The organism is Brevibacterium sp. CBA3109, assembly GCF_040256645.1.
GTDB lineage: Bacteria > Actinomycetota > Actinomycetes > Actinomycetales > Brevibacteriaceae > Brevibacterium > Brevibacterium koreense.
Genome location: NZ_CP158281.1, coordinates 1,680,234 through 1,701,506 on the forward strand (window position 1 = coordinate 1,680,234; position 21,273 = coordinate 1,701,506).

General features: G+C 61.8%; 19 protein-coding genes and 2 tRNA genes. 12 read left to right on the top strand and 9 right to left on the bottom strand.

The window, feature by feature from the left end; all coding sequences use genetic code 11:
• Positions 1-13 precede the first annotated feature (13 nt).
• The 3 genes from AAFP32_RS07800 (at position 14) to gluQRS (ending at position 3,197) form a co-directional block, all read left to right on the top strand.
• Complete coding sequence (locus AAFP32_RS07800; RefSeq protein WP_350271324.1) at positions 14-1,708, top strand: AMP-binding protein; 1,695 nt, start codon at positions 14-16, stop codon at positions 1,706-1,708.
• A gap of 215 nt (positions 1,709-1,923) precedes the next feature.
• Positions 1,924-2,241: a GNAT family N-acetyltransferase gene (locus tag AAFP32_RS07805; RefSeq protein ID WP_350271325.1), complete on the top strand. Its 318-nt coding sequence runs from the start codon at positions 1,924-1,926 to the stop codon at positions 2,239-2,241.
• Between the two features lie 20 nt (positions 2,242-2,261).
• The gene (gene gluQRS / locus AAFP32_RS07810; RefSeq protein WP_350271326.1) at positions 2,262-3,197 is read left to right on the top strand and encodes a tRNA glutamyl-Q(34) synthetase GluQRS; all 936 of its coding nucleotides are present in this window, start codon (positions 2,262-2,264) and stop codon (positions 3,195-3,197) included.
• A 22-nt stretch (positions 3,198-3,219) separates the two neighbouring features.
• Here gluQRS and AAFP32_RS07815 read toward each other — a convergent pair whose 3' ends face one another.
• Both AAFP32_RS07815 and AAFP32_RS07820 read right to left on the bottom strand, forming a co-directional pair.
• Complete coding sequence (locus tag AAFP32_RS07815) at positions 3,220-4,491, bottom strand: glycosyltransferase (RefSeq protein WP_420883390.1); 1,272 nt, start codon at positions 4,489-4,491, stop codon at positions 3,220-3,222.
• 3 nt (positions 4,492-4,494) lie between these two features.
• Positions 4,495-5,406, bottom strand: coding sequence for a DMT family transporter (locus AAFP32_RS07820; RefSeq protein ID WP_350271327.1), 912 nt, complete (start codon positions 5,404-5,406; stop codon positions 4,495-4,497).
• A 224-nt stretch (positions 5,407-5,630) separates the two neighbouring features.
• Between AAFP32_RS07820 and AAFP32_RS07825 the strand changes: the two genes are divergently transcribed.
• The 5 genes from AAFP32_RS07825 (at position 5,631) to AAFP32_RS07845 (ending at position 9,996) form a co-directional block, all read left to right on the top strand.
• Positions 5,631-5,703 (top strand) — tRNA-Asn (locus AAFP32_RS07825).
• Positions 5,704-5,806: 103 nt separating this feature from the next.
• Positions 5,807-6,859 carry an LLM class flavin-dependent oxidoreductase gene (locus AAFP32_RS07830; protein WP_350271328.1) on the top strand — a complete coding sequence of 351 codons (1,053 nt, stop codon included), beginning with the start codon at positions 5,807-5,809 and terminating at the stop codon, positions 6,857-6,859.
• A gap of 122 nt (positions 6,860-6,981) precedes the next feature.
• Complete coding sequence (locus AAFP32_RS07835; RefSeq protein WP_350271329.1) at positions 6,982-8,460, top strand: MFS transporter; 1,479 nt, start codon at positions 6,982-6,984, stop codon at positions 8,458-8,460.
• A 73-nt stretch (positions 8,461-8,533) separates the two neighbouring features.
• The gene (locus AAFP32_RS07840; protein ID WP_350271330.1) at positions 8,534-9,805 is read left to right on the top strand and encodes an EAL domain-containing protein; all 1,272 of its coding nucleotides are present in this window, start codon (positions 8,534-8,536) and stop codon (positions 9,803-9,805) included.
• Positions 9,806-9,919: 114 nt separating this feature from the next.
• A tRNA-Ile gene (locus AAFP32_RS07845) sits at positions 9,920-9,996 on the top strand.
• Positions 9,997-10,001: 5 nt separating this feature from the next.
• Here the strand turns inward: AAFP32_RS07845 and AAFP32_RS07850 are convergent.
• Positions 10,002-10,514: a hypothetical protein gene (locus AAFP32_RS07850; RefSeq protein ID WP_350271331.1), complete on the bottom strand. Its 513-nt coding sequence runs from the start codon at positions 10,512-10,514 to the stop codon at positions 10,002-10,004.
• A 236-nt stretch (positions 10,515-10,750) separates the two neighbouring features.
• On the opposite strand from AAFP32_RS07850, the gene AAFP32_RS07855 reads away from it, so the two are divergent.
• Positions 10,751-11,242 (top strand): DUF3145 domain-containing protein, encoded by a 492-nt coding sequence (locus AAFP32_RS07855; protein WP_350271473.1) that lies wholly within the window; start codon positions 10,751-10,753, stop codon positions 11,240-11,242.
• A gap of 422 nt (positions 11,243-11,664) precedes the next feature.
• Here the strand turns inward: AAFP32_RS07855 and AAFP32_RS07860 are convergent, their stop codons facing one another.
• The 6 genes from AAFP32_RS07860 to aceE form a co-directional block, all read right to left on the bottom strand.
• On the bottom strand, positions 11,665-12,909 hold the full coding sequence (locus AAFP32_RS07860) for a beta-ketoacyl-[acyl-carrier-protein] synthase family protein (RefSeq protein WP_350271332.1): 1,245 nt from the start codon (positions 12,907-12,909) through the stop codon (positions 11,665-11,667).
• A gap of 65 nt (positions 12,910-12,974) precedes the next feature.
• The gene (locus tag AAFP32_RS07865) at positions 12,975-13,226 is read right to left on the bottom strand and encodes an acyl carrier protein (protein WP_009882400.1); all 252 of its coding nucleotides are present in this window, start codon (positions 13,224-13,226) and stop codon (positions 12,975-12,977) included.
• A 118-nt stretch (positions 13,227-13,344) separates the two neighbouring features.
• Positions 13,345-14,346, bottom strand: coding sequence for a beta-ketoacyl-ACP synthase III (locus tag AAFP32_RS07870; protein ID WP_350271333.1), 1,002 nt, complete (start codon positions 14,344-14,346; stop codon positions 13,345-13,347).
• 19 nt (positions 14,347-14,365) lie between these two features.
• Positions 14,366-15,271, bottom strand: coding sequence for an ACP S-malonyltransferase (locus AAFP32_RS07875; RefSeq protein WP_350271334.1), 906 nt, complete (start codon positions 15,269-15,271; stop codon positions 14,366-14,368).
• 55 nt (positions 15,272-15,326) lie between these two features.
• Complete coding sequence (locus tag AAFP32_RS07880; protein ID WP_350271335.1) at positions 15,327-16,526, bottom strand: helix-turn-helix domain-containing protein; 1,200 nt, start codon at positions 16,524-16,526, stop codon at positions 15,327-15,329.
• Positions 16,527-16,666: 140 nt separating this feature from the next.
• On the bottom strand, positions 16,667-19,429 hold the full coding sequence (gene aceE / locus AAFP32_RS07885) for a pyruvate dehydrogenase (acetyl-transferring), homodimeric type (RefSeq protein ID WP_350271336.1): 2,763 nt from the start codon (positions 19,427-19,429) through the stop codon (positions 16,667-16,669).
• Between the two features lie 262 nt (positions 19,430-19,691).
• On the opposite strand from aceE, the gene AAFP32_RS07890 reads away from it, so the two are divergent.
• Genes AAFP32_RS07890 through AAFP32_RS07900 form a run of 3 tightly spaced genes read left to right on the top strand, consistent with a single transcriptional unit; the run spans position 19,692 to position 21,046 of the window.
• Positions 19,692-20,135, top strand: a complete 444-nt coding sequence (locus AAFP32_RS07890) for a DUF3052 domain-containing protein (RefSeq protein ID WP_233429428.1) — start codon at positions 19,692-19,694, stop codon at positions 20,133-20,135.
• Positions 20,132-20,602 carry a redoxin domain-containing protein gene (locus tag AAFP32_RS07895; protein WP_350271337.1) on the top strand — a complete coding sequence of 157 codons (471 nt, stop codon included), beginning with the start codon at positions 20,132-20,134 and terminating at the stop codon, positions 20,600-20,602. Before AAFP32_RS07890 ends, AAFP32_RS07895 begins: the two co-directional genes overlap by 4 nt.
• Before the next feature lie 39 nt (positions 20,603-20,641).
• Complete coding sequence (locus AAFP32_RS07900) at positions 20,642-21,046, top strand: HIT family protein (protein ID WP_101618740.1); 405 nt, start codon at positions 20,642-20,644, stop codon at positions 21,044-21,046.
• The last annotated feature ends 227 nt before the right edge of the window (positions 21,047-21,273 follow it).

Genomic DNA, 21,273 nt, shown 5'->3' on the forward strand with positions numbered 1-21,273 from the left:
GGAGCGCAACGACGTGGCAGAACTTTCCTATTCTTCAGGGCCGTCGGACACACCGCTGCTGGGACAGACCATCCCCGCGCATTTCAAGGCGACTGCGGGTGCTCACGCGAAGAACCCGGCACTCGTTGATCGATATTCAGACCGGAGGTGGACCTACGCCGAGTTCGACCGCGACACCGATGCCCTGGCCATCGGACTGCTCGAGCGTGGAATCAAGAAGGGCGACCGGGTCGGCATCTGGGCTCAGAACGTTGCGGAATGGGCGCTGATTCAGTATGCCACCGCGAAGATCGGCGCGATCCTCGTCAACGTCAATCCGTCCTACCGCAGCCACGAGCTCGAATACGTTGCCACGCAGTCGGGCATGTCGATGCTCGTCTCCCAGATCACGGCGCCACCGCACTCGGACTTCCACGCGATCGCGAGCGAGGTCGCAGCCAAGGTGCCAGGTCTCGAGCTTGTCTTCATCGATACGCTTCCTGCCGACCTCCTCGGCGAGGCAGCCATCGGCGAACGTGAGTCCTTTGCCCACCTGATCGGAAGCAGTCGAAACCTGCTCGACGACGAGAGTGCGAAGTACGCGGTGCGCCTGCAGAAGCTCATGGACGAGCTGTCGACGGACGACCCGATCAACATCCAGTACACCTCCGGCACCACCGGTTTCCCCAAAGGGGTGACGCTGAGCCATCACAACATCCTCAACAACGGCTTCTTCATCGGAGAGCTGCTGTCCTACTCGTCTGTGGACTCGGTCGTGCTGCCGGTCCCGTACTACCACTGCTTCGGCATGGTCATCGGAAACCTCGCGGCTCTCAGCCATGGCGCCAGCATCATCCTGCCCTCGCCCGGATTTGATCCGGTGGCGAGCCTGGCTGCAGTCGCCGATGAGAAGGCGACCTCGCTCTACGGAGTGCCGACGATGTTCATCGCGGAACTCGAACATCCGGATTTCTCCACGTACGACCTGAGCACGCTGCGCACCGGCGTCATGGCGGGATCACCCTGCCCGGTTGAGATCATGAAACGAGTCATCGACGACATGAACATGGAGGAAGTCGCCATCTGCTACGGCATGACGGAGACGGCACCTGTGTCCATGATGACGCGTGTCGACGACACGCTCGAGGCCCGCACCCAGACGGTTGGCCGAGTCATGCCGCACCTGGAGATCAAGATCGCTGACCCCGTCACCGGACTGGCCGTTCCGCGCGGTCAGAAGGGCGAACTGTGCACGCGCGGATATGCGGTCATGCTCGGGTATTGGGAGAACCCCGAGAAGACCGCCGAGGCGATCGATGCCGCTCGCTGGATCCACACCGGCGACCTCGGCATCATGGACGATGACGGCTATGTCGACATCTCCGGTCGGATCAAGGACATGGTCATCCGTGGCGGTGAGAACGTCTATCCCCGCGAGATCGAGGAGTTCCTCTACCACCATCCCTCGATCAGGGACGTCCAGGTCGTCGGGATCCCGGATGAGAAGTACGGAGAGGAACTCATGGCCTGGGTGATCCTCAAGGACGGCGTCGAGACCTTGGACGCCGAGGCGGTCCGCGAGTTCTGCTCTGGCAAGCTCGCGCATTTCAAGATCCCGCGTTACGTCGAGGTCCGGGAATCATTCCCGATGACGGTGTCGGGCAAAATCCGCAAGATCGACCTGCGCGAAGAGGGCGAGAAGATCGTCCACAGCAAGATCGCAGGCTGAGCGACCTTCGCGCACGCACAGTTGGGGTTCACGATCTGGAAGTCCGCAGGCCCCGGTCCGTTGGACACCGCAATCTGGTGTCCGTCGACGAGGAAGACCTGTTGCCGAAGACGGTGACATGATCGGAGGCAGACGGGTGGCGTCGCACGGTGACCATCGCGACGCCACCCTGTATTGTTCGAGACAAGTACGTTGCCGCTGACAAGGAGTCGCATATGCAGCCTGAGCTCAGTTCAACCCCCGTCACGGTGGTGAAGAATACCGGACGCGAACGGTACGAGATCTTCACCGCCGAGGATCCGGTCGAGTTCGCAGGTTTCCTCGGCTACCGCGTGATCGATGAACGAAACGTCGAACTCCAGCACACCATCATCTCCGAAGGCTTCTCACGCCGCGGCTTCGCGCGCACATTGGTCACCGCTGTCCTCGATCAGATCCGGGACGAGGGTGGGCGCATCGTCCCGACGTGCAGCTATGTTCAGGACTATCTCGAACGATTCCCGCAGTACTCCGACCTCGTGACGCAGGCTTGAGCACACAGACCCCAGGGCCCATGACTTCAAATATCGGCGCAGGTCGATTCGCACCAAGCCCCAGCGGTGACCTGCACATCGGCAACATTCGGTCGGGACTGCTGGCCTATGTGCGGGCGCGGCAGACCGGGCGACGGTTCCTCTGGCGCATCGAAGACCTCGATCGGGTCCAATCCGGTGCAGCACAATCACAGCTCGAGGTCTTCGCAGAGCTGGGCATCACACCGGATGAGTCCCCGCTCGTCCAGTCCGAGCGTCTCGGCGTCTACTCCGAGGCACTGAGCCGCCTCGAGGGCCAGGGACTCGTGTACGAGTGCTACTGCTCACGCAAGGACATCCGACAGGCTCCGTCGGCACCGCACTCTCCACCCGGTGCATATCCCGGGACGTGTCGTGATCTGCTCGAGTCCGAACGAGAACAACACCGCCAGCGCCTCCAGGAACAGGGGCGCAGCCCGGCGCTGCGCTTGATGACCGACAACGCTGAGGTCACGGTTCACGACAGACTGCTGGGAGAGATCAAAGCCCCGGTTGATGACCTTGTCCTCAAACGCGGCGATGGGGTCTTCGCCTACAACCTCATCGTCATCGTCGATGACGGTGCCAGCGGCGTCGACGAGGTGGTGCGCGGGGACGACTTGGCGACCTCGGCGCCTCGTCAAGCTCATCTGGCCCAACTGTTGGATCTTCCACAGCCTTCGTGGCTGCACGTTCCACTGGTCGTGAACACCGCCGGCAGACGTTTGGCCAAACGCGATGGTGCCGTCACCTATCAGCAGCTGCGCACCATGGGTTGGACGCGCGAGGACGTCTACGCCTGGATGGGCGCATCCCTCGGGTTTACAGGCTCTGAAGGATCGTGGTCATCCATCGACGACATGGTGGCAGGCGTGGACTTCGATCGCCTTCTGACCGGGGAGACGGTGTTTGTCCCGCCGGCAGATGCCAGCGGCTGACAGGCTCACCGGCCTGTCAACTTCAGACCGCTGCGTCCAGGCCTTCGGCGATGACCTTGCTGTAGATGGATTCGAACGTGTCGAGCGTGTACTCGATGTCGTGTTTGGCCACCACGTCGAGTGATGCCCTGGCCATGGTGTCGAGGTTGGTGTCTGAAAGCTCGCAGATCTGAGTGAATCTTGAGGCCAACTCCTCGATATCCCGCGGCGGGAACAGGAATCCGTTGATCCCGTCCCTGACGAGGTGAGGCAGCGCCACTGCGTCAGCGAGGACGACAGGTTTGCGTGAGGCCAGCGCCTCCAGTGTGGCGATCGACTGGAGCTCAGCGGTCGAAGGCATGCAGAAGAACGTGCAGCGCTGGTAGGCGTTCATCAGCTCTTTGTCGCTGATCTTGCCCAGTACATGGACCCGATCTGCGATTCCGAGCTCCGCGGCCAGTTCCTTGAGCGGCTCTTCCTGATCTCCGCCACCGACGATGTCGGCTTCGAGTCCGAGCGCGGGATCCGTCTTTGCCACCGCTTCGACGATGTCGGCGGCGTGTTTCTCTGATGAGAGTCGACCGACGAAGAGGACACGTGGTGGTGTTGCTGCCGCCTCGGCGTCCGAAGACGCAGCTGTTCGTTCCGTCGCCGTTGGCGGCTCCGGGGACGCCGTCTCCGGCAGGCCAGCTCGATCGTCGCGCAGATGCGTGAACCGTTCCAGGTCGATGCCGCAGGAGACTGCCCGAATCGGGGAAGAGAACCCATTCTGCGTGAGTAGGTCGGCAGCGAGTTGCGTGGGCACCGTGATGAAGTCCGCAGATTGAAACTTCCTGCGCAGATCCCACCACGCAACAGCCGTGCCGCCGTCGAGGAGTGCCTTGGGTGCCCGTACGTACGGGCGGACGTTGTCAGGCATGAAATGGTTCGTGGCGACGACAGGGATGCCGCGCTTGCTCGCCTCCGAGAACGCGTAGCGACCGATGACGAAATGTGCCTGAGTGTGCACGACGTCGGGCTGAAGTGAGTCGAGTAGGCGAGAGAGCTCGGGCTTCGTCTCCCACGGCATGCAGATGGTCCAGGTCGGATGCAGCGGCCAGCGATGAGAGGTCAGTCGGTGGACCGTGACACCCTCTTCAGTGCTCACCGAGGCTTTCCCGGTCGCGGAGGGACAGGCGACGTGAACATCATTGCCGCGGGCAGCGAGCCCAGCGGCCAGACGTTCTGCGAACTTCGCGGCGCCATTGACCTCGGGTGCATAGGTCTCCGTCGGGATGAGAATGCGGCGTGCTGGGGTGTGGCTGTGCGCGGACAGGATTCAACTCTCCTCGGTGTCGGTCAACTTGTCTGTGCGACGGGCGACTCGACGCTGGTGTTCTCGATCTTTGACATCGGGGTGATACCGCGACAATACAACGACGCCCAGACACGCGACCAATCCGGTGGCTGTGATCACGACGATGAGCCATATCGGAGCAGATGCCGCTTCCCCGAGGACGACGGAGCCGAGGATGACGGCGCCGATGGGATCAACGACGGTCAGGCCCGCGATGACCATCTCTGGGGGGCCTGCGGCATAGGCGTTCTGGACGAACCAGGATCCGATCGCGGTGGCGGCGACGAGTCCGATGACGTTGAGCCAAGTGACCTGGTCAAGTCCAGCACGGAGCAGCTGAACGCTGACGAGGTGTGTATTCGTGGCCACACATGCGAACAGCAGGCCTGCAGCCGTGATGAGCACCAGCTGGGGCGCACGCCGGAAGAACAGCATGATGCCAAGGCCCAGGGCGAGGACGACTGCAGTGATCCAGACCAGCGGCATCGCGTCAGAGCCCAGATGAACCTCTGTGCGTGCGATGGTGGCAGAGAGTGCGACGAAGACCGTCACTCCCACGGTGCACCACACGACTGCCTGAACGAGCCGTCGGTTGACCTTGAGCCCACGGTGGCGCACACCGAGGAGGACGGACACGATGAGGGAGAACGCACCGACGGGCTGGACGACCATGACCGGAGCCAGAGCCAGGGCGACGATGTTGCCTGCTGTGCCGAGGCCGGTGATGATCAGTCCGAGCAGCCATTTCCTGTTGCTCAGCAGCTCCTTGAAATGAGCCCAACTCAGTCCGTTGTGGGAGTCATTCTGACCTGCGATCGCGTCATGTTGGTACAGGGCTCCGTAGGCCAGTGCCACCGCTGCAAGGACAGCGAGGGCGATTGCCACTAGGGTCACGTGCACTTCTTCCGCTGCATGGATGGTGTGAGGAATCCCTTTGATTTTACAGTGTGGTCAGCTCGCCGAGGTGGTTGTTGACTGCGTTTGTCCTGACTGTACGGATTACAGCGTGGCTGGTGGTGGGGTAAACCGGAACTGTGAGCTAAAGCACTGGTGTGGGCTTTGTCGTGGGCAGAGAGTCTTTGCTAAGCTGACACAACGTGCGCAGGCAACTGCGCCTTTCCTCCGTAGCTCAGTTGGCAGAGCATTCGACTGTTAATCGAAGGGTCGCTGGTTCGAGCCCAGCCGGGGGAGCAGCCGAGGCCCCGTCCATGTGGACGGGGCCTTTGTCGTGCCTGCAATCCTGGGGGAATCGACTCACGGGAATAGTTGAACAGTCAAGTAGGTTGCCGAGTGTATGAAGGCATTCGGATTCTTGAGTTTCGGTCATTATGGGTCGGGAACTGCCCCGGGGGAGTACGGAGCGAGGGAGGCGCTGCAACAGGCTGTCGAGATCGGCGTGGGAGCCGACGAGATCGGCGTCAACGGCGCCTACTTCCGGGTTCATCACTTTGCTGAGCAGGCGGCTTCGCCTATACCGCTTCTGGCCGCGATCGCGGCCAAGACCTCGCGAATAGAGGTCGGGACCGGCGTCATCGATATGCGCTACGAGAACCCCCTCTATTTGGCAGAGGAAGCCGCGGCCCTTGATCTTCTCTCGGATCAGCGCGTGGCTATGGGCATCAGCCGGGGGTCACCGGAACCAGCCGACCGTGGCTGGGAAGCCTTCGGATACGGTGACAGCGACGATGCGAAGGCCGCGAACATGGCCCGCACGAAGTTCGCTCGATTCCTGTCCGCAATCAGGGGCGAGGAGATCGCGTCAGCGGATCCGATGCAGTTCGGGCCGGGTAAGAAGCTGCGCGTCGAACCTCATTCGCCCGGCCTAGACCGGCGTGTCTGGTGGGGCGCTGGCACCGCGGCTACTGCCGAATGGGCTGCTGCTCAGGGCGTGAACATGATGAGCTCGACCCTGCTGACCGAGGCCACCGGTGCCTCCTTCGGTGAGCTCCAACGTGATCAGATCGACCGCTATCGCGCGGCTTGGAGGGCCGCCGGTCATGACTGGACGCCGCGCGTGTCCGTCAGCCGCAGCATCTTCCCGATCACCACGAATCTCGATGACCTCTACTTCGGTCGACGCTCAGGTGGAGAAGGTGATCAGATCGGCATCATCGATGGTGCCCGCTCAACTTTCGGCAAGACCTATGCGGGCGAACCCGACGACCTCATCGAAGCGCTGAAGGCTGACCCTGCGGTGGAAGCCGCGGACACAGTGCTCCTGACGATCCCGAGTCAATTGGGCGTGGACTACAACCTCCACATCCTGGAGTCATTCGCCAGCTACGTCGCTCCTGCCCTGGGCTGGGAGGCCAATACTGGCGGACCGGTGACCGGCTCCGCAGGGTGATTTCATCGGAGTGTGAGCGCAGACACGTATGATGACACAGTCGCCCTAACAGTGACAGTGGAATCGACTTGGTTCCGTGCGGTGGCCTCCGTGCGGGATGCGGTCCGAGCAGAGGTGATCAGGTGAGTGAGAGCCAACGCATGAATCAGGTTCAGAGACGAATCGCCCTCATTGGTCTCGTTCCGCTCTTCATGTCCCTGCTCTCGGTGTCGATCATCAACGTTGTCCTGCCCGCCATTGAGACGGATCTTCAGGCGTCGTCCTCGGCTCTGCAATGGGTCCTGACCGGCTATGCGCTCTCATTCGGCGTCGTCCTCGTGGCAGCAGGACGAGCAGGGGACATCTTCGGGCGCGGCCAACTGTTCATGATCGGAGTGGGCCTGTTCGGCCTGGCATCACTCGTCGCCGGTCTCACGCCCGGAACACTGGCCCTCAATATTGCCCGTGTCTTCATGGGACTCGGATCAGGACTGCTCAATCCTCAGGTCGTCGGGCTGCTGCAACAGTACTTCCACGGTCCGCAACGCGGACGAGCCTTCGGACTGATGGGCACCACCGTCGGCCTCTCCGTGGCAACAGGCCCCGTCCTCGGCGGTGTCTTCACCGCGCTCTTCGGCCCTGAACTGGGCTGGCGTGCTGCCTTCCTGGTCAACGTCCCTTTCGCAGTCACCTCCCTCATCCTCGCCAAAAGCTGGCTGCCGCCATCAGCTTGGCACCCCATTGTTGACGACGACAGCACCGAAGCGACCCCGGCGGCTGCCACGGTAAACTGTGGGCACGTTCGGAAAAGCGACCGCGACCTCGATCCCGTCGGGGTTGTCCTGCTGGGCGTCGGCGTCCTCCTTGTGCTGCTGCCCTTCGTCGAGTCTTCGGTCGGGTGGTTCATCTGGCTGGGCCTGCCGTTGGGACTACTCACGATCTGGGCCTGGACCCGGTGGGAGCGCATGTACTCCGCCCGTGGGCACACTCCGATGGTCGATCTCAACTTGTTCAGCATCAGAAGCTTCAGCAACGGTTCGATCATTATCACCCTCTATTTCATGGGCGTGACGAGCGTCTGGGTCCTCATCGCCATGTACATGCAGCAGGGCCTGGGCCACACTGCGCTGGCAGCGGGCATGATCGGGCTTCCGGCCGCTCTGCTCTCCGCCGTATCGGCAGACGTGTCCGGACGTTTAGTGTTCCAGATCGGACGACGACTCGTCGTCTGGGGGATCATCACCTGCCTGGTGGGCCTGGTCTCGACAATCGGCATCGTCTTCCTTCTCACCCAGGGCATCGGCAGTGAATGGTGGATGCTGCTGACTCTGTGCTTCATCGGTGCCGCACAGGGCATGGTCATCAGCCCCAACCAGACCCTGACGCTGCAGGAAGTGCCGCTCAAGTACGCCGGCTCAGCCGGGGGAGTCCTGCAGACCGGGCAGCGCATCGGAACATCGATGGGACTGGCCATCATGACCGCATTGGCCTTCGCCGTCACGGCCGTCAGTGACTGGAATGTCGGGATGATCAGCTCATTCGCAGCGATTGCGATCATCGTGGTCCTGGCCGGAATCGTCGGGCTGGCAGAGGTCAGGCGAGGCCGACGCCGTCAGCTATGAGCGCAATAACGTTACAGAATTTAGACAATCACGTCTGTGTTCATGTGGAAGACTGTGTACGCAAGTTTGCCCCATGGAAGGACATCTGGTGGTTGAGGCGGTACACGATCTGGACCTGGCTCTCGAAGAGTTAGTGCGCTCAGGCGGGATCGAAACCTATTTCGCCCCCGTCGTCGATGCGTACACTTTCGACAAGGTCGGCTATCAGATCCTTCAGGCCCCGATCGATGACCCGGCACTCGGGCATGCCGAGTCGGAGAATCTCCGTCATGCGATGCGTGGTTCGGCGATGATCGGCGACATCGATGCCTCACTTCGAGCAACTGCCCTGAGAACCGCTGAGACGGCCGGACTGGCCAAATCGAACCGACTCTTCCTCCATGCCGAAGGCGAATCCTTCGCGACCCTCGAAGATCGCACTGAGGAACCCGACCGTTCGGTCATCCTTCAGCTCGATGCCTCTCGCGTGTCCTCGTCACCCGCCTCCGTGCTGCGCGCGGTGCGACAGGCCAGGTCGATGGGCTGGGGTGTGGGAATGTCGTCGGTCGGCGCTGATCTGCGCAGCACTTCATTCGTGCCGCTGGTCAATCCCTCTGTAGTGGGTCTTCACCCCGACGTGCTGCGCATCGACTGCGAATCACACCTGGCCGAACTCAACCGGCTGCTCCACGCTCACCTCGAACGCACCGGCGCAGTGATCCTCGCTGAGGGTGTCACGACCGAAGACGATCTCGACCGGGTTCGCGCACTGGGCGCACGCTTCATGTCAGGACCATTCTTCGGCCACGCCACAAGGCAGCCCGAACCTTTCGCCGAGCCGATTGAGGACGGACTGATCGACCATCATTCGCGAAACCTCCCGGCTCTGGGCACTCCCTATTCGATCGCCCAAGGCCTGCGACGCGAGCCGCTGGTGATGAATCGCGAGCTTCTCATCGCCCAGATCGCTGCCCTCGAAGAGCGGGCGCTGGCCTCGGGAGCAGCCACCGTCACCCTCGGTGTCTTCGGTGAAGACGAGACCTTCTCCCAAGCCACGCGTGACCGTTATGAACGCATCCGCGATACGGTCGGTCTGACTGCGATGTTCTCAGGCGGATTCACGGAACCGCCTATCCCGGGTGTGCGCACAGGAATCGTCGACGCTTCGGATCCCATGCGCAATGAGCACGGCGTCGTCGTAGTCGGTCCGGACTGGTCCGGTCTCGTTGCCGCTTCCAAACGCAATGATCCCGGCAGCGACGGTCAGACTGTGTTCGACGTCTACATCACGACCGAGCGTTACACCTGCGTCGACGCCGCTCGAAGCGCCCTGACACGCATTTCACCAGTCTCCTCTGCCAGCTGATCGGCACCGATCCTCGACCGGGCAAAATCGGGCAATGAGGGTTCGTGTTGCCTCAGGTTGCGCGTCGGCCGAATGGGTCCGGGCTGTCAGTTGGTGTTAATCTTATGTCTGCTTGCCCCCGTAGCTCAGCTGGTCAGAGCAGGGAACTCATAATTCCTTGGTCGTCGGTTCAAGTCCGACCGGGGGCACCACCGCGTCAGTCGCCACCTTCTGCTCGACCACCCTGGTCGCCCAAGGTGAATACATCCCCGGATAGCGGTGCGACGGCTGCCCACTCGGCGCCGAGACCCCGATCTGCCACTATGCGTGCAACGCATTCCTCTATTGCTTCCATTCTTGCCACAATTTCCGCGAATGCAGCCGAAGCGGCTTTGTTGGATCCCGGCCCAAGACTTCGAACTGTATGCGTCGGTGCATCGTCGTCGTAAGAGGCGAACTCGACAACGAACTCATCGCCGAGTTCGTCCGCAACCTGGCCCGCCATATCGATGCCCACAGCGGTGAACGCTCTCGCGGCCTTCGGCGATCTCCATTCCAGGTCTGAGTCCAGCGAATCACAGTACGACTGCTCCCACTCTTGGAGACCACGGATCAGTTCCGGCGAGAGCCCGGAGTGCTCATAGCCCACGGGGCCGTCGAGCCAGAGGACAATCTCGGCGTAGTCGGGGAACATGTGCACAGTGTGCGGTTCACTGTTTCCTCGCATCATGTCGTCAGTGTAGGGCACAGGGTCAATAGTCCGCATCGATCGTCACTGTCCGAAAAGTGAGCCGTTTGCAGTCGCGGTGAGGGTCGCACCGCGTCGCCTCGAGGAATTCGAGCACACGCCGCGCCACCAGGTATTTCAGTGCTTGGCGCACAGACAAATCTCGTCTATCATGGGCTTTAGCACCTCCTTTCGGATCGTAGGGGAAGACGTATCCGAGGTAGGAGGCACAAATGGATATGACACAGGGCGTACTATTCGTCCACTCAGCACCTCGCGCGCTATGCCCGCACATCGAATGGGCAGCGGGCGGGGCAATCGGCGCACAAGCACGCTTCGACTGGACACCCCAGCCGGCAGCGCCAGGTCTTGTGCGTGCCGAAGTCTGCTGGCGTGCGCCAGCAGGTTCTGGTGCTCGCATCGCATCTGCTCTGCGCGGATGGGACTCATTGCGCTATGAAGTGACCGAGGAGCCATCCGTCGGAGTCGACGGTGGGCGGTGGAGCCACACTCCAGATCTTGGCATCTATCACGCAGTCACGGACTCTGCCGGCAACATTCTGGTTCCCGAAGATCGCATCCGCTCCGTCATGGAACGTGCCTCCGGTGATCCGATCAAACTCTCCACGGAGATGGCTCTGGCCCTGGGCGAAGCCTGGGACGAGGAGCTCGACGCCTTTCGCCACGCAGGCGAGGGCGCTCCAGTGCGCTGGCTGACCAAGGTCGGCTGAGACTCTCACGAGGCTTCCTGCACCGTTGCGCCAACTGCGACGCTGAAGCTGCGGCAATACGACTATGGGCACACCTGCCTACCTCGGGTGTGCCCATAGTCGTCTGCTGAGTCGGGGGCATATTGGGCCACGAGCCCCGTACTGGTGGCGCCTCGATCAACGCTGAGTCTCAATATCGTGTCAAGGCAACAGCGATAATCTGATTCAGCGTTGCACGGTGGATCAATCGTGGATCCGAACGGCGACAGCTCACGTAGTGTCCAACCAGGCCAGTCGTTGCAGTCGCGCCAGTTGTCGCAGACTACTGGGGCGCACCTGGCACAGATCGGGCCCCCAGCATGATGGCTGAGGGCCCGGAACTGGTCTTCGGTCAGAGGCTGGACCTGTTTGGCTGGACCATCGACTCAAGAAGCGTCACTGCATCACACGGACTTGAAGGCGACGACGGCATTGTGTCCGCCGAAGCCGAAGGAGTTCGAAATCGCTGCGATGTCTCCGGCAGGAAGCTCTGCAGGAGTGTCACGGACGATGTTGATGCCCACGACTTCCGGGTCGACCTCGTCGATGTTGATCGTCGGGGGTGCGGTGCGTGTCTGCAGGGCCTTGACCGTTAGGATCGATTCGACAGCACCGGTTCCGCCCAGCAGGTGGCCAGTCATCGACTTGGTTGCACTGACCAGAGCGTCGCCGACATGAGAACCCAGCAGTTGGCTGATCGCCAAGGACTCCGGGATGTCGCCGACCGGCGTCGAGGTTGCGTGAGCATTGACGTGCTTGATGTCTGCGGGGCTCAGCTCCGCATTGTCCAGCGCACTCTGCATTGCACGCAACGCGTACTGTCCGCCTGGTTCACCACCGGTGATGTGGTATGCGTCGTTGGAGATGCCCCAGCTGGAAACCTCGGCGTAGATCTTCGCTCCGCGCGCTTTGGCGTGCTCTTCCGTCTCAAGGATGAGGGTTCCTGCCCCCTCTCCCATGACGAACCCATCGCGATCAACGTCGTAGGGGCGTGATGCGGTCTCAGGGGAATCGGTGCGGCGTGACAGCGCCTGCATGGAGTTGAATGAAGCGATCGTGATGGGGTGGATCGCAGCTTCGGAGCCACCGGCGATGACGACATCGGCGCGACCGGAGGCCACAACGTCATAGGCGTGCCCCAGGCTCTCGGTCGACGAAGCACATGCAGAGACCATGGTCTGGACACCCGCGCGGGCCTTGAACTCCATCCCGATGGCTGCTGCAGGCCCGTTGGGCATGAGCATCGGCACTGTCAGTGGCATGACCCGACGCGGGCCCTCTTCCTGGAGAGTGTCCCAGGCGTCGAGCAGAGTCCAGACGCCGCCGATTCCGGTCGCCCAGGAGACTGCGGTGCGATCCGGATCGGTCTCCTCAAGGCCGGCATCGGCCATGGCCTCACGGGCCGAGATCAGAGCAAACTGGGAGGAGGGGTCGAGGCGTTTCGCCTGAACGCGTTTGAGATTCTCGGGCACGACCTGTGGGTCGACCTGTGCTGCGAAGTCGACAGCGAGGCCGTACTTCTCGGACCAGTCGTTGTCCATTGTGTGGACGCCGGACTTGCCGGCCAGTATGGCTTGCCACGTGGCATCGGCCGTTGCGCCCAATGGGGTTACCGCACCAATCCCGGTGACGACAACTTTAGGTGTCATGGTACAAACCTCGTCGATAGTGTGGACACGGCCCGTCGGTGGACGGGCCGTGTTCGGCTAATTTCTCAGGCCTCTTGAGCCTTGTTGATGTAGTCAACAGCGTCCTGCACGGTGACGAGGTCCTTGACGTCGTCATCCGGAATCTTCACGCCGAACTTCTTCTCCGCGTTGACGACGATGGTCATCATCGAGATGGAATCGATGTCGAGGTCATCGGTGAAGGACTTGTTGGCCTCGACTGCTTCCACCGCCAAACCGGTTTCTTCGTTGACGATCTCTGCCAGTCCCGCGAGGACTTCAGCTTCGGTGAATGCCATTTCTTTCCTACTTTCTAGTGTCAGCCGAGGGTTGCTCGACCGGTTGAGGAACTTTTCGACGAGTGTCCCGCCGAATATCTTAGGACATTCACGGAGAGTTTTCCGTGAATGAACCCGTTTAAGGGAGGCGGATCACTTGTGCGCCGAAGACCAGACCGGCTCCGAAGCCGATCTGGAGAGCCAATCCTCCGCTGAGTTCAGGCTGTTCGCGCAGGAGACGCTCGGTCGCCAGCGGGATGGATGCCGACGAGGTGTTGCCGTTGTCGGCGATGTCGCGAGCGATGACGACGTGCTCGGGAAGCTTGAGCTGCTTGGCGAGTTCGTCGATGATTCGCATGTTTGCCTGGTGGGGAATGAACGCAGCCAGGTCGGAGGCATCGATGCCGGATTCGGCAAGTGCCTCTTTGGCCACCTCGGCGCCGTCCCATACAGCCCAGCGGAAGACAGTTGGTCCATCTTGGCGCAAGGTGGGGAACGGGGTGTCGCGGTCGTCGCGGACATCGTAGAGAGACTCGGTCATGCGGATCGTCGACCAGTTCTCGCCCTTCGAGCCCCAGACGGTCTTCGAAATACCCGGCTCGTCGGAAGATGAGACGACGACTGCACCGGCTCCGTCACCAAGGATGAAGGAGATCGAACGATCCTCGGGGTCGATGACCTCGGAGAGCTTCTCCGCACCGATGACCAGAATGTTGTCCATGGCTCCGGACCGTACGAGCGCGTCGGCCTGTCCGATGCCATAGCAGTATCCGGCGCATGCCGCACTGATGTCCCAGGCGGGAATGTGGCCGGTTCCCAAACGGTCAGTCAGCGCCGCGGCCGCCGAGGGGGTGAAGTATTCGAAGGTGACGGTGGCGATGATGATGCCGCCGATGTCTTCGGGCTTGAGTCCGGAGGAAGCGATCGCTTCAAGCGCGGCCTCCTCGCACATATCGAGGACACCGACGTCCTTGCTGGCACGACGGCGGGTGATGATGCCGGTGCGCTGTTGGATCCACTCATCGGAGGAATTGATGGGTCCGGCGATGTCGTCGTTGGTGACGAGGTTTTCGGCACGGTAGGCGCCGATGCCCGTGATCTTGGAGAAGCTTCCGGGTTCTGCGGTCTTCAGTGTTGGCATGGTGGTCTTCCTTAGATGATCAGGCGTGGGTCGCGGCGAACTCACGTGCACCGTCGAGGTCTGCGGCGGACTTGATGGCGAATGTTTCCACGCCCTTCATGGCGCGGCGTGCGATGCCGGTCAGGGTGCCACCGGGGACGAGTTCGATCATTCCGGTGATTCCTGCGTTCAGCAGGGTCTCCTGGCACAGGTCCCAGCGGACGGGGTTCGTGACCTGTTTGACAAGGCGGTCAACATAGTTCTGACCGCTGCTGATGACTGTTCCATCGGAGTTGCTCAGAATATAGGAGGCAGGATCTGCGATCTCAAGTGCCGAGGCGGTGGCAGCCAGTTCCTTCGTCGCTGAAGCCATGTACTCGGTGTGGAAGGCACCAGCCACGGGCAGAGCGATGACGCGTGCCCTCTCCGGCGGATTCTCTGCCAGCTTCTCCATATCCTCCAGCGATCCCGCTGCCACCGTCTGTCCGCCGCCATTGACGTTGGCGGGGCTGGCGCCGGCTGCTTCGATGGCAGACAGAACATCGCTGGGTTCGCCACCCACGACGGCTGACATGCCTGTGGGTGTCTGAGCCGCGGCAGCGGCCATACCGGTTCCGCGCACTGCGACGAAGCGCATAGCATCGGCTGGCGAAAATACACCGGCGATCTGTGCGGCAGCGATCTCGCCGACCGAGTGCCCGGCGACATAGTCAGCCCGGACTCCGAGCTCAGCGGCGCATGCGATAGCTGAGGCGACGAGCAGCGGCTGCGCCAGTGCTGTGTCCTTGATGGTCTCGTCATCCGATTCGGTTCCGTGCAGTCGCAGGTCGATCCCGGATGCAGAGGAAAGTTCGTCGATCTGTGCGGCGAAGGCGTCCAGTTCCAGGAAGGAACTCAGAAAGCCCGACTTCTGGGCCCCTTGGCCCGGGCACGTGATTGCTAGCACTCAGTTCTCTTTTCGCTCGACTTCTGTGTTCAATCTAGTGGATGGATCTTTCGGATCAGTGTGTTTTGTCGGTGTTCGACAATTGCCCCGCATCTGACAGTCGCCCGTACACCAACGCGATATGGATGACGAATGCGTCGCGGGAGACCGTCGGATCGAGTGTGATCGCCGAGGTGATCTTCCGGAGCCGATATCTCACTGTGTTCGGGTGGACGGAGAGCGCCTTGGCCGTGGCTTCCAGGGATGACCCGAATTCGACGTAGGCGCTGACCGTTTTGAGCAGCTGCCCGGTTCCCGAGGTCAACGGTTCGTAATAGCGGCTGATGAGTTCGCTCAGAGCGACGGTGTCGCCGGCCAGAGCGCGTTCAGGCAGGAGCTCTTCCGCTTTGACAGGGCGGGGTGAGTCGGGACGGGCGGTGGCGGCCTTGAGCGCCATGATCGCTGCCTTCGCCGAGGTGGCGGCCTCTGCCAGGCTGGGAACGCTGGGACCGACAATGACTTCGGAGGGGCCGAAACACTCGGAGAGATCCTCAACGGCGCTATCGAGTTCGGTGGCACCACCGAGGACGATGAGCAGACGGTTGTCGTGGATGCCGACGAGGGCGTCATCAGCCCAATTGCGGGCCTTGCGGCGGATGACGTCGAGGCCGCGCTTAGCCGACCTCTGCGGGGCCCGACCGACCAGGACGCTGACAGGGCCCTCGGACTGCCAGCCGAAGGCAGCAGTGCGGCTGGCCAGCTCATCGACGGAGTCGCCGCGGACCAGAGCATCGACGACCATCGCTTCTAAGCGGGCGTCCCAGCTGCCCCTGGCCTCAGCCGCGCGGGCATAGACATCTGCGGCGGCGAAGGCAATCTCACGGGAGTAGACGAGAACGGCTTCCCGCAGAGCAGGCTGCTCGACCGTACGAGCAATGTCGGGCACCCTCTCCTCAACGACTTCGACGACGATCTTGAGCAGCTGGAGGGTCTGCTGGAGGCTGATTGCGCGGATGAGGTCGCGGGGAGCGGATTTGAATATCTCACTGACGACTCGAAGATCCGTATCGGGTTTGCGGTACCAGTCGATGAAGGACGAGATGCCCGACTGGGCCAACAGTCCGACCCAGGATCGGTCGGAGGGAGACATGCTGCGGTACCAGGGGAGCCGAGCTTCGAGTCTCTGCAGGGTCACAGTGGAGAGGACTCCCACTCCCGCCCGGAGACGGCGTGCCGTCTCTGCACGGCGCCGGAGCGTTTCGGCGTCAGTTGTCATAGGCACCACTTTAAACGCTTCGCTACAATTCGCTTGTACGCGACACACAAGTTTTTGTCAGTTGAGACAAGTATGGCCGGAGTCTTGGAGACTCCGGCCATACTCAGTGTGGTGCCAACGCACCGCCTAGCGCGCTGTGATCAGGCGCCGGCGCCTTCGGTCGAGCCCGAGGTGCCCGCTGTGACATCGTCGAGCTGGTACTTCCGCGCTGCCTCGGCGGCTTTGTCGATCGAGAGCGCCCCAGTGTCGGCCAGGGAGATCAGTGCCTGTGTCACGACCGAGGGGCCGTCGACGTGGTAGTAGCGGCGAGCGGCCGGACGGGTGTCCGAGATCGCGTAGCCGTCGGTGCCCAGTGACGTGAAGTGGCTGGGCACATACTGGCGGATCTGATCCGGAACCGCGCGCATGAAGTCCGAAGTCGCCACGACAGGTCCCTCGACCTCTGCCATCTTCTGGGTCACGTACGGCACGCGTGCGTCGGCATCGGGATTGAGCAGCCGGTCATCTTCGGCGCTTAGGCCGTCGCGACGCAACTCGGTCCACGAAGTCACCGACCACACATCGGCCGACACGCCCCAGTCCTCGGCCAGCAGCTCCTGCGCTTCAAGGATCCACGGGACGCCGACGCCGGAGGCCATGAGCTGGACCTTCGGGCCGCCGTTGTCCGGGCCCTTCGACAGGAGGTACATGCCTTTGAGCACTCCGTCGACGTCGAGGTTTTCTGGTTCAGGGGGCTGGACCATCGGCTCGTTGTACATTGTCAGGTAGTACATGACATTGGGGTCACGCTCATCGGCCGGATCGTACATGCGGTGGATGCCGTCACGGACGATGCGGGCGATCTCGTAGGTATAGGCAGGATCGTAGGACACGATCGACGGATAGGTCGATGCCAGCAGATGCGAATGACCGTCACCATGCTGAAGCCCCTCAGCCACCAGGGTTGTCCGGCCAGCGGTGGCACCGAGGACGAACCCGCGGGCCATCTGGTCGCCTGCCGCCCAGAAGAAGTCACCACTGCGCTGGAATCCGAACATCGAGTAGAAGATGTAGAACGGGATCATCGGCTCACCGTGCGTGGCATAGGAGGTGCCGACAGCGGTCAGCGCTGCGGTGGCGCCTGCCTCGTTGATGCCCATATGGAGCAGCTGGCCATCAGTGGCCTCTTTGTAGGCGAGGAAGAGATCACGGTCGACCGAAATGTAGTTCTGGCCGTGCGGGTTGTAGATCTTCGCCGTCGGGAAGAGCGAGTCCATGCCGAAGGTACGGGCCTCGTCGGGGATGATCGGCACAATGCGCTTGCCGAACTCCTTCTCACGCATCAGGTCTTTGAGTACCCGGACGAAGCCCATGGTGGTGGCGATCGTCTGCTTGCCCGATCCGCGCTTGCCGGCATCGAAGGCCTTGTCGGAGGGCAGCTTGAGATCGATGTGGGTGCTGCGCCGTTCGGGGGAGTATCCACCGAGCGCAGCACGGCGCTCCTGCATGTACTTGACCTCCGGGGCGTCCTGCCCGGGGTGATAGTACGGCGGGAGCTTCGGATCGGCCTCGAGGTCCTTGTCAGAGATCGGGATCTGGAAGTGATCACGCGCCAGCTTGAGGTCGTCGATCGTCATCTTCTTCATCTGGTGCGTCGCATTGCGGGCCTCGAAGTGAGGTCCCAGCGAGTAGCCCTTGACGGTCTTGACCAGGATGACAGTCGGCTGGCCGGTGTGCTCGGCCGCAGCCTTGTAGGCGGCGAATACCTTCCGGTAATCGTGACCTCCGCGCTTGAGGTTCCAGATCCTCTCGTCGCTGTAGTCCTCAACCATGGCCTTCGTGCGGGGATCGCGACCGAAGAAGTTGTCACGGACGAATCCGCCGGACTCGCCTTTGTAGGTCTGGTAGTCGCCGTCCGGAGTGGCGTTCATGAGGTTGACCAGTGCGCCGTCCCGGTCCTTGCCCAGCAGGGCGTCCCATTCGCGACCCCAGACGACCTTGATGACGTTCCATCCGGCGCCACGGAAGTAGGCTTCGAGCTCCTGGATGATTTTGCCATTGCCGCGGACAGGTCCGTCGAGGCGCTGCAGGTTGCAGTTGATGACGAAGTTGAGGTTGTCGAGTTCTTCGAAGGCGGCGACATGCAGCATGCCGCGGCTCTCAGGCTCGTCCATCTCACCATCGCCGAGGAATGCCCAGGTCTGCTGCTGAGAGGTGTCCTTGATGCCCCGATTGTGCATGTATTTGTCGAACTGCGCCTGCGCGATCGCATTCACCGGCCCCAGGCCCATCGACACCGTCGGGTGCTCCCAGAAGTCGGGGAGCTGATGCGGGTGCGGGTAGGAGGGCAGTCCGCTGGGCTTGCCGTTGATCTGGTGGGACTGCTGCTGACGGAATCCGTCGAGGTCCTGTTCGCTCATCCGGCCTTCGAGGTAGGCGCGAGCATACATGCCGGGGGAGGCGTGGCCCTGATAGAAGATGTGGTCGCCGCCGCCAGGATGGTCCTTGCCGCGGAAGAAGTGGTTGAGTCCGATTTCGTAGAGTGTGGCCGACGAGGCATAGGTCGAGATATGTCCGCCGACTTCGACTCCGGGCCGCTGGGCACGGTGGACGAGCATCGCGGCATTCCAGCGGTTCCAGCGCCGATAGCGGCGCTCGACCTCTTCGTCGCCGGGGAACCACGGTTCGTTCTCGGCGCCGATCGTGTTCACATAGTCAGTGGCTGTCAGGCTGGGCACGCCGATCTGCTTCTCTCGCGAACGCTGGAGCATCCGCAGCATGACGTAACGTGCGCGTGAGCGCCCACCCTCGTCAATGAGGCCGTCCAGCGATGCCAGCCACTCCTCAGTCTCTTCGGGATCGATGTCGGGCACCTGGCTGGGCAGCCCATTGAGTATCGGTCCGCCCTGTTTCCGATTGTCCACGGTGTGGTCCTCTCTTCCGCTCCACGATCTCCGTTGGTGTCGAGATCCGGGTGATCGAGTGGAATGGAAGTTCAAATTATGAATGAGCCCAGGGTCCACCAGATACTTCCTCCAGCCTAGTCCTCCCGCGCGAACTTCGCTGGGCCGAAATCTTGTGATCTCGATGACGAGTTCATGGTCTTCGATGCCCTTTGACGTGGATTGCATAGCCTCGGCGCGCCGCCATTTGCGCCTTCGGCACACTTGACGGAACAATAAGGGCATGAGTAACTCCTCTTCTGAAAGGACATCTTCCACGTCGACCCTCCCCAGCGAGCTGGGCCAGAACCTTGGTTTGGCTGCGGGAGACTATGTGCAAGAAATCGGCTACGACGATGACGTCGACTTGGACCTGTGCCAGGCGATCGAAAACATCATCGGTGACAAGATCGCGGACGGTGATGAAGACGGTGTCTTCGATGTCATTCTGATGTGGTGGCGCTCCGACGACGACGACCTCATTGATGGTCTCGTCGACGCGCAGGCCACGTTGAAGGAAGGCGGGGCCGTCTGGCTTCTGTCTCCCAAGGCAAGTCGGCCCGGCCACATCAGCCCGGCCGACATTTCTGAGGCAGCTCCCACAGCTGGTATGCACGTGACCTCGACGGTCAGCGCGGCTGAGTACTGGGCAGGCTTCCGTTTGGTGGGCAAGAAGAACCATTCATGATCCTTCGGCCCGGAGATCGGGCCCCTGATTTCGCCGTATCTGATCAACTCGGCTCCGCGCTCCACCTCGCCGAGGCTCTCCGTCGTTCGACTGTCATCCTCGTCTTCTTCCCGTTCGCGTTCTCACCCGTGTGCGGTGACGAGATCCGAGCACTCGAAGACCTCAGGCAGGTGCTGCAGGCGAATGCTGAACCGATTGAGATCATCGGCATGACCGTCGACTCAAAGTACACGCTTGCCGCGTGGTCGGAAGTTCGCGAGGTCGCCCTTGACCTTGGTGCTGACTTCTGGCCACACGGCGAGGTGGCAAAATCCTACGGAGTCTTCGACGCAGACCATGGGGTGGCCGAACGCGGAGTCTTCGTCATCTCCCGAACGGGTACGATCGTGACCAGTCGTCAGGCAGCACGAACCGAGACGCGTGACTTCTCCGTTGACGTCGCTCATGCGCGATCAGTCTGCGGCTGAGTCAATGTGATCATCGGGCAACAACGGGAGGACTGAAACATGGCCACCATCTTCACCAAGATCATCAATGGAGACATTCCGGGAACTTTCGTCTACCAGGACGATGTGTGCGTTGCATTCCTCGACGTGTCACCGCTGACCGAGGGCCACACGATGGTCGTGCCCCGGGACGAGATCTCGCACTGGATCGACGCAGACCAGGCACTGTTGGACCATCTCATGGCCGTCAGTCGCAAGGTCGGACGTGCCCAGCAGGAGGCGTTCGGCTGTGAGCGCATCGGCGTGATGATCCAGGGCTATGAGGTCCCGCACCTGCACATCCATGTCTGGCCGACGAACACGATCGCCGACTTCGACATCTCGGACCGTGCTGAAATGCAGACCCCTGAACAGCTGACAGGACCCGCAGAGAAGATTCGGCGGGCCCTAAAACAGCAGTCGTGAAGCATCCCGTCGACCGCTGAGGTCCTTCGCTCGATAAGATCTGATCAGTCGCTGCGATCCTTGACCTGGTCGAAACAGGACCTGAGCGAATCTCGGACGAAGAGTGCACCCTCAAGGCCACCGTCATTGACGCTGAACTGCCGATCGATGGCATATGCCTCGGACAGACCGCATACATAGTCGCCGGCGTCATCGTGCGGCTCATTCCTCGGAGCCCGCGGGATGGC

Coding starts and splice junctions, on each gene's coding strand:
- AAFP32_RS07805 (WP_350271325.1), top strand. CDS start 1,924: ATGCAGCCTGAGCTCAGTTCAACCCCCGTCACGGTGGTGAAGAATACC.
- gluQRS (WP_350271326.1), top strand. CDS start 2,262: ATGACTTCAAATATCGGCGCAGGTCGATTCGCACCAAGCCCCAGCGGT.
- AAFP32_RS07830 (WP_350271328.1), top strand. CDS start 5,807: ATGAAGGCATTCGGATTCTTGAGTTTCGGTCATTATGGGTCGGGAACT.
- AAFP32_RS07840 (WP_350271330.1), top strand. CDS start 8,534: ATGGAAGGACATCTGGTGGTTGAGGCGGTACACGATCTGGACCTGGCT.
- AAFP32_RS07850 (WP_350271331.1), bottom strand. CDS start 10,514: ATGATGCGAGGAAACAGTGAACCGCACACTGTGCACATGTTCCCCGAC.
- AAFP32_RS07855 (WP_350271473.1), top strand. CDS start 10,751: ATGACACAGGGCGTACTATTCGTCCACTCAGCACCTCGCGCGCTATGC.
- AAFP32_RS07860 (WP_350271332.1), bottom strand. CDS start 12,909: ATGACACCTAAAGTTGTCGTCACCGGGATTGGTGCGGTAACCCCATTG.
- AAFP32_RS07865 (WP_009882400.1), bottom strand. CDS start 13,226: ATGGCATTCACCGAAGCTGAAGTCCTCGCGGGACTGGCAGAGATCGTC.
- AAFP32_RS07870 (WP_350271333.1), bottom strand. CDS start 14,346: ATGCCAACACTGAAGACCGCAGAACCCGGAAGCTTCTCCAAGATCACG.
- AAFP32_RS07880 (WP_350271335.1), bottom strand. CDS start 16,526: ATGACAACTGACGCCGAAACGCTCCGGCGCCGTGCAGAGACGGCACGC.
- AAFP32_RS07890 (WP_233429428.1), top strand. CDS start 19,692: ATGAGTAACTCCTCTTCTGAAAGGACATCTTCCACGTCGACCCTCCCC.
- AAFP32_RS07895 (WP_350271337.1), top strand. CDS start 20,132: ATGATCCTTCGGCCCGGAGATCGGGCCCCTGATTTCGCCGTATCTGAT.
- AAFP32_RS07900 (WP_101618740.1), top strand. CDS start 20,642: ATGGCCACCATCTTCACCAAGATCATCAATGGAGACATTCCGGGAACT.